This is a genomic window from Schlesneria sp. (assembly GCF_036405755.1).
Classification (GTDB): Bacteria; Planctomycetota; Planctomycetia; order Planctomycetales; family Planctomycetaceae; genus Schlesneria; species Schlesneria sphaerica.
On sequence record NZ_DASWWZ010000236.1, the window covers coordinates 46,906 to 57,527 of the forward strand.

At 57.8% G+C, this 10,622-nt stretch carries 8 protein-coding genes; 7 read left to right on the plus strand and 1 reads right to left on the minus strand.

The annotated features are described in order from the left end of the window. Positions 1 to 461 precede the first annotated feature (461 nt). Positions 462 to 3,719 carry a DEAD/DEAH box helicase gene (locus VGE80_RS08420; protein ID WP_440592334.1) on the plus strand — a complete coding sequence of 1,086 codons (3,258 nt, stop codon included), beginning with the start codon at positions 462 to 464 and terminating at the stop codon, positions 3,717 to 3,719. A gap of 30 nt (positions 3,720 to 3,749) precedes the next feature. Here VGE80_RS08420 and VGE80_RS08425 read toward each other — a convergent pair whose 3' ends face one another. After that, positions 3,750 to 4,604 (minus strand): CPBP family intramembrane glutamic endopeptidase, encoded by an 855-nt coding sequence (locus VGE80_RS08425; RefSeq protein WP_440592335.1) that lies wholly within the window; start codon positions 4,602 to 4,604, stop codon positions 3,750 to 3,752. Between the two features lie 687 nt (positions 4,605 to 5,291). Between VGE80_RS08425 and VGE80_RS08430 the strand changes: the two genes are divergently transcribed. The 6 genes from VGE80_RS08430 to VGE80_RS08455 form a co-directional block, all read left to right on the plus strand. Next, a complete protein-coding gene (locus tag VGE80_RS08430) occupies positions 5,292 to 6,224 on the plus strand; it encodes a serine acetyltransferase (protein ID WP_373649610.1) in 933 nt (310 codons plus the stop codon). Between the two features lie 396 nt (positions 6,225 to 6,620). Next, entirely contained in the window at positions 6,621 to 8,132 is a 1,512-nt protein-coding gene (locus VGE80_RS08435; protein ID WP_440592336.1) for a DUF1501 domain-containing protein, read from the plus strand. Further along, positions 8,075 to 8,338: a hypothetical protein gene (locus VGE80_RS08440; RefSeq protein WP_373649612.1), complete on the plus strand. Its 264-nt coding sequence runs from the start codon at positions 8,075 to 8,077 to the stop codon at positions 8,336 to 8,338. Before VGE80_RS08435 ends, VGE80_RS08440 begins: the two co-directional genes overlap by 58 nt. A gap of 255 nt (positions 8,339 to 8,593) precedes the next feature. Next, complete coding sequence (locus VGE80_RS08445; RefSeq protein WP_440592337.1) at positions 8,594 to 9,538, plus strand: protein-signal peptide and transmembrane prediction; 945 nt, start codon at positions 8,594 to 8,596, stop codon at positions 9,536 to 9,538. A gap of 142 nt (positions 9,539 to 9,680) precedes the next feature. Beyond that, positions 9,681 to 10,271: a DJ-1/PfpI family protein gene (locus tag VGE80_RS08450; protein WP_440592338.1), complete on the plus strand. Its 591-nt coding sequence runs from the start codon at positions 9,681 to 9,683 to the stop codon at positions 10,269 to 10,271. Further along, the coding region (locus tag VGE80_RS08455) for a hypothetical protein (RefSeq protein ID WP_440592339.1) at positions 10,268 to 10,622 on the plus strand (355 nt) is incomplete at its 3' end. The genes VGE80_RS08450 and VGE80_RS08455, both read left to right, overlap by 4 nt.

Genomic DNA, 10,622 nt, shown 5'->3' on the forward strand with positions numbered 1-10,622 from the left:
TGCCGTGAGATTGCGGGAAGCGGCAGGAAATGGGGCGGCACGCGCCGAATTGTCGAGCGACTCGACCGTATGGACCTGAGGCAAAACTATAAGCCAACGCAGACTGATCGAGAAGTCCCCGTCACGCGAAACTGACGCCGCCGTGGGCACGGAAACTCGATGAAGCAACTGAGCCTGTGATGGGACTTCGGGCTCAAACTTCACAGTGAAGACGGGGGGGGACGAGTCTGATGGTCACCCCCGACGGTCTGCTTCATCAGGGAAATTGCCGCGCTGTGAATCGCAGTTCGTACGGGTGTGCCGTGAAGTGTCAGCAGTGAGAAAGCATTCCCGGTCGCGGAGAAAATCTTTCGCCGACAAAATTTTTCTGAGTGAAGTGACTCAGTGAGCCATTCCCACTAATTTCAGTGTCTGAACAGAGGTGACAGGAAGATTTCTTTTTCTCAGGCAGGATGCCAGCAATGCATTCGAATCGTGGAGCTCTGGCAGAATCCGCATCAGACGATGTGCCCGCGAAATCCGCGGTGAGGGATGAGGCTGCTCAACAGATTCTGGATCAGATTCAAACGCTCATCAAACGCCACAGTCGGCGCGCGGAGAAGGCAGGATCTCGCTGGGTCGGTCGGATTGCTGGTCCGACGTACGATCCCGAAATTTCGTTCTTCTATTTTGAATGCTCTGTTCGCGGCGTGATGCGTGCGCTGGTGCTGGTCAAGCAAGAGAGTACGAAAGGCAATCAGTCCCGACTGATCCCGAGTTGCTCGTGCGAGAACTTCAATGGCCTGTTTTGTGAACACACCTTTGCCGCATTGACCGTTCTGCTTCAGAAACTCTCGGAACCTGGTTCGGCGATGCTGAAGGAGGTGCTGAATTCCAGCAAACCTGTGTGGTCCGTCGCCCTTCGCAATCTGGATCAGTTTCTTCACGCCGCTGACGCGCCTAAACCACAAGTCTCCTCGGTCCCCCGATCGCGACTGGCCTGGCGCCTGATGATCGGTCCCTATTCCACGCTCACCATGGAACCGGTGGAACAGACGCCCAGTAAACGGGGAGGATGGAATAAAGGTCGCGCGATCGACTGGGATCAACTTCATTACGATACCAGTATCGAACTGCTTCCCGCGGATCTCGAGGTGCTGCAAGCATCACGATCATCGCGTTTTGCCTACTGGCTTCCGACGACCGACCAGATCGGGACCCTGTGCGAAAAACTGGTGGGGCATCCTCAGGTCTTTTTCGAAACCACGAAAATGGAGGTGGTGAAAGGGCAACTTGGCCTTCGGATCGAGGAGAAGGGTGAAAATTGGGAACTGATTCCCTCGATTAGCGGTCGCGAGGTCTCTCAGTTCGCTCATTTCTATCCCTGCAATCACATTTGCGGGATTGCCATCGATATGGATGCTGCCCAGATCCACGTGATCAGGGCGGAAGTCGAACTCTGGAAGCTGATTCTTTCTCTCTTCGAATACAGTCCGGCGATTCCCCCGGAAGCACAGCCCCATTTTCTGCAAAGGCTCCCCGCACTCGAAGCAAAGCTCCCGGTCGGTTTACCCGTCTCGTTAAAAGGGGAACTGGTTGACGCACAGCAGCGATTGTTTCTCCGTGTGACTCCGCACGCCCTGGTGGGAGCGACGATTCAGTTAGAGGTTCAACCTGCGCCCGAAGGACCTTACTTCACGCCCGGCGAAGGACCTGACGAGGTCGCCGGTCTGATCGAGGAAAAGCGAGTGCAGGTCCAGCGAGATCCCGCGGCAGAACGCCGCGACGCTCAGCAGTTGGCGAACGACTTGTTCCTGAATCGCTTCACCACACAAGGGCTGTTTCACTGGCAGGCCGCAACGGATGATGATGTGCTTGATCTGCTGGATGCGCTTCGCTCCCGGCCCGAGGGTGACCCCACCGTTCTGTGGCCCGAAGACTCACAACGGCAAATGAACGTGGTGGGTGAGATTACGCCCGCTGCTCTGCGAGTCGAGATCAAGGATCATCATGACTGGTTCGGACTGTCAGGATCGATCACGCTGGGGGGCCAGCAATTTCCGTTGGCCACACTGCTGACGGCTCTTCGTGGCGGCCGGCGTTATCTGGATCTCGGCAAAGGACAGTTCGCCGTGATCTCCAAGGAGTTTCGAGATCGCCTCGCCAATCTGGCTGACATGGTGCACTCCAACCGGGGAAAGCTGGAGATCAACGCGACAGCCGCTCCTCTGCTGTCAGACGTGCTTGACGATCAGGTGACGCTCAAGGCGAGCAAAAAGTGGAAGGAATCACTGAAACGCCTGCATCTGGCCACGAATCTGGACCCGGTTGTTCCTTCGACCCTGCAGGCCGACCTGCGCGACTATCAGGTCGAAGGCTACAAGTGGCTCAGGCGGCTGGCCGAATGGGGCGTCGGAGGGTGTCTGGCCGACGACATGGGTCTAGGGAAGACCGTCCAGACGGTGGCCGTCCTGCTGGATCGGCGCGAGAAGGGCCCGACGCTGATCGTGGCACCCGTGTCCGTCGGTTTTAACTGGATGCGTGAAGTCGAACGCTTCGCCCCCACCCTGCGACCGATCCTGTATCGCGATACGGACCGGGTCGAGTTTCTCAAGACGCTGACAAAGGGTGATCTGCTCATCACCAGCTATCACCTGTTGCAGCAGCATGTTTCCGAACTGAGCACCATTCAGTGGGGGACGCTGGTGCTGGACGAAGCACAGGCCGTGAAGAATAGCCAGACCAAAACAGCAGCGGCCGTACGCGAGATTCAGGCCGACTGGAAACTGGCTCTGACCGGGACGCCGGCCGAAAATCACCTGGGCGATCTGTGGAGCGTTTTCCGAGCCGTTTCTCCCGGCCTGTTTGGCAGCTGGGAACGTTTTCGTGACGTCTTTGCGGAACCCATTGAGAAGAGCAAAGATCCGGAACGCAAACAGGCGCTCTCGCGTGTCATCCGTCCATTTATCTTGCGGCGGACCAAAAGCGAAGTCCTTTCAGAACTCCCCGCACGGACCGAGATTCAGTTAACGGCGGAACTCTCGTCGGAAGAGCGGCGAATCTACGAAGATGCCCGGCTGTGGGCGGTGAAGAATCTCACGAATCTGATCGATGGCCAGGAGAAAGATCAGCGGTTTGTTGTGCTGGCCGCTCTGACAAGGCTGCGTCAGCTCGCCTGCCACCCCCGCCTGGTCGACAAGAAGTGGAAGCACTCGTCGGCCAAGCTGGATCTGTTTCTGGAAACGGTCGAGGAACTGCGCGAGGGACGACACCGGGCGCTGGTCTTCAGTCAGTTCACGCAGCATCTGGCACTGGTGCGCGAGGCACTCGATCTGCGAAAGATTGAGTACCAGTATCTCGATGGATCGACTCCGGCCAAAAAACGTCAGCAGGCGGTTGAGGCGTTTCAGCGGGGCGAGGGTGATTTGTTCCTGATCTCGCTCAAGGCGGGAGGAACAGGACTGAATCTGACCGGTGCCGATTATGTGCTGCACCTGGATCCCTGGTGGAATCCGGCGGTCGAGGACCAGGCGACCGATCGTGCTCACCGGATTGGTCAAACTCGTCCCGTCACGGTCTACCGGTTTGTCTCGAAGGAAACCATCGAAGAACAGATCTTGAAACTGCACGCCGATAAGCGCGGACTGGTGGCGGGAATTCTGGAAGGGACTGATGCGGCGGCGAAGATGTCGACGGCTGAACTGGTCGACCTGATCCGGCTAGGTGGATCTTCGACGTAATTCGCCCCCGGTCGTTCGCTACGGCCGTGATCAGAGCTCGTTAATCAGGACAATGCCGACAAAGACGTCGTAGGCGGCGTGTGCACCGACCGCAATCCCGAAGCCGCGAAAGAAGTACAATCCTGCAAAGAAGATTCCCGCCAGCGTGCGGAAGACGAATCCGAACCACAGTTCGGGACGGGATTTCACCCGCCCGATGGCGTCGATGACTAACTGCAGCAGGGAACCATCCGTCGAAGGTCCGAGGTAATGCGCCAGTGAAAACACGACGCTCGAGATCACCACGGTTCCGAGCAAAGCCCAGTGACGCGGAATCATCAGCAGTCGGATGGCCCCGTAAAGAGCGGGTAGCAGGCAGAGCCGAAACAGAAATTCTTCGTAGATCCCGGCCCCCATATACGTCACCAGCCGGATCAGGAAGCCGTTCGCAACATAATCATCATCGAGCTGCAGTTGCTGCAGGTCCGGTTGCACCGTGAGCGATGATGCGTATCGAAAACCGTAGTCCGTCAACTGGCCCAGCATGATCAGGACGAACGCGTAGAGCAGGCTTTCCGCCATCATGCCCCCCAGCGTCTCCCACTTCATTCTCCAGGGTTGTCGTACAGTCAGGTGCCAGGCGAGCAGGACGCTCAGCAGCAGCAGAGGCAACAGCCAGAAAAGATCAATTCCCACTCGCAACAGCCAGTGGCGCATCCAGGCATCGGCGCCATTCCGAATGGAATTTCCGTCGAATCCACCCGTCAGCAGCACGCCCGCTTCGTAAACGACAAGCAGCGGGAAAAGGAAGATCAGGTTGCAGAATGGACGCCGGGTCTCCAGCCAGTAATCCACTGGACGGCCTTCCGAGGGTGCGGTCCGCTCCTGCGAATCGGACAACAGCATGGGGCATCCCTAATTGGTGAGTCAGGAACGAAAGCGTTGCTGCGGCGCTGGTCATCCCAGGCCGCTTTACGTCTTGCAAGAAACGTCCACCGGCACAGCCGCTGAAGGCGGTTTCCCTGAGAGCATCGCTACGTCGCACACAGCAGCTATTGCCGGCAACGTCGACACCTTTCGTCATCGTCGTCATCGTTTGGTCCGCGACACAATTGGGTCTAGAGCCCGCAAAGTCTGGCTGGCGGGAATCCTCGCGCAGCTTCGCCCAAGTGGCTCGGTCATACCTCAACGGCCTGTCGGTCTTCCTCGATCCTGGAAATCCGGCTGAGACTCGTCGGCGGGCGAGGGAACGGCTGAACGGTCTCTTCGCTCGGGCGGAGTTTGGCGTTTGGGCAAAATCGAGAGTCTCTCTTGCGTTGACCGGGTACTTGATAAGCTGGATAGAATCCGGTGACTTTATTCAAAATTCCGTTCGTTGCTTCGTTGCGAATGATTCAATCTGTGCGGAAAGTGGGATTCTGTGAACCGTCTACGAATGATCCGCCGATTCCTGTCACACGGTGTGTGGATCAGCGGAAACAGTCAGCGATCCAGAACGGAATCGATTCGATTGCCGTAACACAATTGCTGCCGGAACCGGATTTGATATTCAGAAATTGGCTCGGGAATCAGCAGTAAATTAAGGAATGGCTTATGGCCACTGACATTCGTCTTAAGGAACGACTTCCCGAGCTGACCGATCGGATCGTGGATACTTATCACGAGATCGAGACGATCAATCATTTGGGTCACTGTCCGCTCCCCAGCGTCGACATGGTGATCGAAATTGCAGAGGACCTGAAAGAGATCCTCTACCCCGGCTACCGGAAGCGCCAGAATCTGCATCTGGGCAATGTGACCTATCACATTGGCGATCTGATCGACAGTCTGCACGATCGCTTAACACAGCAGTTTGCCCGCGCGCTGCGGCACGATTATCGACGCAAGAATAAACTGACGTGCGAGGACGTCCAGCCCGATTTCGAGGCGCTGGGACAGGAACGGGCGATCGAATTCCTTTCGGCACTCCCGTCAATTCGACGTGTCCTGGCAACCGACGTCCAGGCGGCTTTCGACGGCGATCCGGCGGCCGGAAGTCTCGATGAAATCATCTTCTGCTATCCCGGACTCGAAGCCATTACGATTTATCGTCTGGCACATGAAATCGACCGTCTGAAGATTCCCCTGATTCCACGGATGATTTCCGAGTGGGCGCATGGCAGAACGGGGATTGATATTCATCCGAGCGCAACCATCGGCCCCTCGTTCTTCATCGATCACGGCACCGGTGTCGTCATTGGTGCGACCTGTGAGATTGCCAGCCACGTGAAGCTGTATCAGGGAGTGACGCTGGGGGCGTTGAGCTTCGTGCGGGACGACGCGGGAAATCTGGTGCGGACACTCAAACGTCATCCCACTATTGAAGATCACGTCGTCGTCTACGCCAACGCGACAGTGCTGGGGGGATCGACCACCATCGGGCGAAACTCGGTCATCGGAGCGGGGGCCTCGGTCTATGAAAGTGTGCCCCCGAATACCGTCGTCACACTCGAAAAGCCCACGCTGCGGATGCGCCATGCCTCGTAATTGAGTGTCCCGGTTCAGCAGCCTGTTCTTTCCGCCACTGTTGGGAGCCACAGACGGAGGCTGCGACTTGCAAGGAAGTCGCGACGCCCGAAAGGAAGCCGACGGGGACGTCGGCGATCCCGGGACCGCCGACGTCTCCGTCGGCACGAACAACCAACCTTGTTGGAACTCGACAGGAACCCATTGAGTTCAATGTGACCGACGGTTGCAACAGAAGGCTCTATCGCTGTTCAAGATCCCTGCCGCTTAGCAGCGTGTTCGTGCTGTGTCCTTGCGGCGCTGCAGCACGCCGAAGTGAAGAATGAACACCTGCCGGGAATTGTGGTTACAATTCCGTGGTGACGTTGTATGCTCCGAGAGGTTTCTGCCGTGTAACTCTCTTCCGGTGACGTGGAAATGCTCCGAGCCTTCACACCTCTGTCGCGTCGGACGTGTCTTCAGGTGGGTGGACTGTCGGCATTGGGGCTTTCAGTTTCGCAGTTGCGGGCGAATCGGGGTGACGCGAGGGAAACGCAGGTTGCCGCGACGACGCAGCCGAAGGGAGCTGTCGGAGCCTCGCCGACCGGCACCGCGCGAGCCTGTATCATGCTCTATATGCTGGGTGGGGCACCCCAGCAGGAAACGTTCGATATGAAGCCGGAAGCACCCGGCCCTGCCCGCAGTCTGTTCCCCACAATTTCGACCAACGTACCGGGGATCGACATTTGTGGATTGCTGCCCAATCTGGCCCACCAGGCAGATCGACTGGCGATCATTCGTTCGGTGTATCACGGGGGTAACGCACTCTTTCATGGGGCCGGGGTCCATTACAACCTCACGGGATTTCCGAACGTCCCCCGTGAAGGTGAGCCGTTTCTGGATCGGCGGGACTATCCGGCCGTGGGCGCTGTGCTCAATCAGTTGCGGGGCTCGCAGCGCGGACTTCCCGCCGCGGTTCAGTTACCGATGTGGATTACACAGGATGGTCCCGGCCGTGAATGGGCCGGCCAGAGCGCCGGGTTCCTCGGCCGAAAGTATGATCCGCTCGTGATGGATTATGGCTATTTCAAGCTCAACGAAGATTTCAATAACTCGCCGGGAACTGGTGAAGCGAGTCTACCGGGAATGATGCCCCCCGGTTTCCAGTTGCAGAAAGAACTCCTCGGGGGGCGTCTGGAACAGCGTCTGGAATTACAGAGCCGCCTGGGGCAGCAGAAAATCGGCGCTGGTACTCCGTTGTTGCGGGACTGGATGCGGCAGCAAACGCAGGCTCTGGATGTGCTGGGGGCCGAATCGACGTGGAAAGGCTTTGATATCGAGCACGAACCGGTCTCTCTTCGCGAGAAATACGGGAATGACCGTCTGGGGCGCAGTTGCCTGGTTGCACGTCGGCTCGTGGAGGCGGGGGTCTCACTGGTCACCGTCATCTTCGGTGGGTGGGATACGCACTCGCACCACCTGGAACATACGCGAGATCGGTTACTCCCCCCGCTGAACCGGGCGTTCGGTGCATTGCTTGACGATCTGGCAGATCGGGGTTTACTCGAGACCACGCTTGTCGCATGGACGGGTGATTTCGGCCGGACACCAGTCATCAACGGGAATAGTCCCCCCGGTCGCGATCACTGGGCGAATGTCTACAGCACTGTCCTGGCAGGGGGAGGGATCCAAGGGGGGCAGGTTTACGGCAAGAGCGACAAACTGGCCGCCGAACCGATTGATAATCCGGTTCCCGTCGGCGATTTCGTGGCGACGATTTATCACGCCCTCGGATACGACGGGGATACGACCGTCGTCGATCCATTCAATCGTCCCCACCATGTGATGCCGGGACGTCCGCTGACCGGGTTGTTAGAACGGTGTGAGGCGTCATGGGCGACATCAAAGATCCTCGACTGCTGTACTTCAAGGGCCTGCTGTTTCTCCTGACCGGGCTCTTCGCGGTGACGTTGATTCTCTGGGAACATCGTGACTTGCGACTGGCACTCCTTCTGGCGATTGCCATCTGGTCCTTCTGTCGGGCCTACTACTTTGCCTTTTACGTGATCGAACACTACGTCGATCCGTCCTTCCGGTTCGCCGGACTGGGTTCGTTTGTCAGTTATCTGTGGCGACGACGCAGGACGAATCCGTAACTCCGTTGCTCCTGCCCCTGCTCCCCCCCGACTCGGAATGCCCAGGCCGTACGCCGTGACTCGGTTCATGGGACGACTCGTTCTGGGACAAATTTTCTGTGCCGGTTGCGTGGTCTCTTTATGGCAGGCTCCCGCCTCGTTACACCAGTAAGAGACTGTCCAATCGACAGGCATGCTCAGTTGTGGACACTACTGCCGAAGACGCCTTCATAATTCTGATCGTTCTGTCTCGCATCTTTTTGGGGAAATCACGCTATGCGACGAATGTGGTTGGCTGCGACGTTGGTCATCTGTTGTGTCGCGCTGAGAGAACTGACTGACGCTCCAGTGGTTCATGCGGAAGAGACGGCCGCTGCGGCAGCCGTCAAACCTCTGGTCCTCAAGACACGGTCGCGTGTCGGGCAGTCTCTGGAGGAACCCCTTACAAAGGCAGTCGTGAAAGAGGCCACCGTCGAATGGGATCCTCGCAAGACGGCCCTGATCATCTGCGACATGTGGGATCAGCACTGGTGCAAAGGAGCGGCGGCGCGCGTCGAAGAGCTAGCCGGTCCGATGAACAAGGTCATCCATGCAGCGCGTGATCGGGGTGTTTTCATCATCCACGCACCGAGCACCACAGTCGATTTTTACAAAGGGACGCCGCAGCGCCGGCTGGCTCAAACAGCCCCCTTCGTCAAAACGCGGCTTCCGCTGGCGACCGTCGAACGCTGGGGAACCGCCTGGTGCTACCCCGACGGCAAGCGCGAAGCGGAACTGCCGATTGATGACACCGACATGGGCTGCGATTGCGAGACCAAGTGCGAGATCGTCCCTCCCTGGACTCGGCAGATCAATACGATCGACATCCTCGAAGGAGACGCCATCACCGATCACGGTCAGGAAACATTCAATCTGCTGGCGGATCGGGGAATCGATCATGTCATCATCATGGGTGTGCACCTCAACATGTGTGTCCTCGGTCGTCCCTTTGCGATTCGGCAACTGGTGACACAGGGAAAAGACGTGCTGCTGGTCAGGGACATGACCGACACGATGTATTGCTCCAAGAGCAAACCGTTCGTGAGCCATTTCGCGGGAACGGATCTCGTCATTTCGCATGTCGAAAAGCATTGGTGTCCGACCATCCTCAGTTCTGATCTCGTCGGCGGCAAGCCGTTCCGGTTTCGCGAAGACAAGCGTCAGGATGTGGCTGGAAAGTAACGCAGTTTTGCAAAGGAGGGCTGGGTGAAACGGTCGTCCGACGCGAATGGCAAGCGTTATTTCGTCAGCGACCAGCCAGTCTCAATGGCGGTCTGCAGGAGCCAGACGGCCCGCCCTGTCGGCCGTGTTCAGGCAACGTTCGATGACTGCGGAAACTCAAGAAGTACTCGTGGGGCCTATCGTGAAGCAGGTTTTGATCATTGTGGGGGACGCGACGGAAACGGTTGATACGCTTTATCCGTATTATCGATTGGTTGAAGCGGGGATGAGACCGGTGGTGGCGGGACCGGAACGCAAGCTCTATCAGATGGTGCTGCATGAGGTGAAACCGGGCTGGACGATCACCAGGGAGTGGGAAGGCTACTCGATTTTCGCCGAGGTGGCCTTCCGTGACATTGTCCCCGAAGACTATGCAGGGATTCTGTTCTCGGGGGGGCGAGCACCCGAGTATCTCCGTTATGACGAAGATCTGGTCCGGATCACAAAGCACTTCTTCGCAGCAAATAAGCCGATTGCGAGTGTCTGCCACGGAGTGGAAATCCCCGCTTACGCCGGCTGCGTAAAAGGGCGAAGAATGGCCACAGTCCCGAAATGCCGGTTTGACCTGGAGGTCTGTGGCGGTATCTTCGTGGATGAGCCGTGTGTCGTTGACGGAAACCTCGTCAGTGGCCGGACGTTTCATGACAATGGACATTACATCGGTCCCTGGATCCGGTTGTTGGAGGCAACGTGACAGAATCTGACCCGCCCGTTGTCCCCCCCACCTCCGAAGCAATCACCCCGCCACCGATTTCCCGTGCAGACGCGAGTGGCCCGCCCAAGCGGACGGCGGTGCGGCCGGTACCACCCATGTCGTTCAGTCTCATAGAAGCGCGGATTCGGGACGAGATCTACTATGCCGATCCACCTCGGTCATGGTTCTGGGGACTTTTCGAAGCCGCAGTCTGGTGGTTTGGAACCCTCTGGGTTCATGTGATTGGCGGGATCGCGGTTGCCATACTGGTGATAACGTACAAAGTTCAGATGCAAGTTCCCAAGCCCTTCGATGTCACCGATCCAGCGTCGATGGCGTATCTGACGGGCG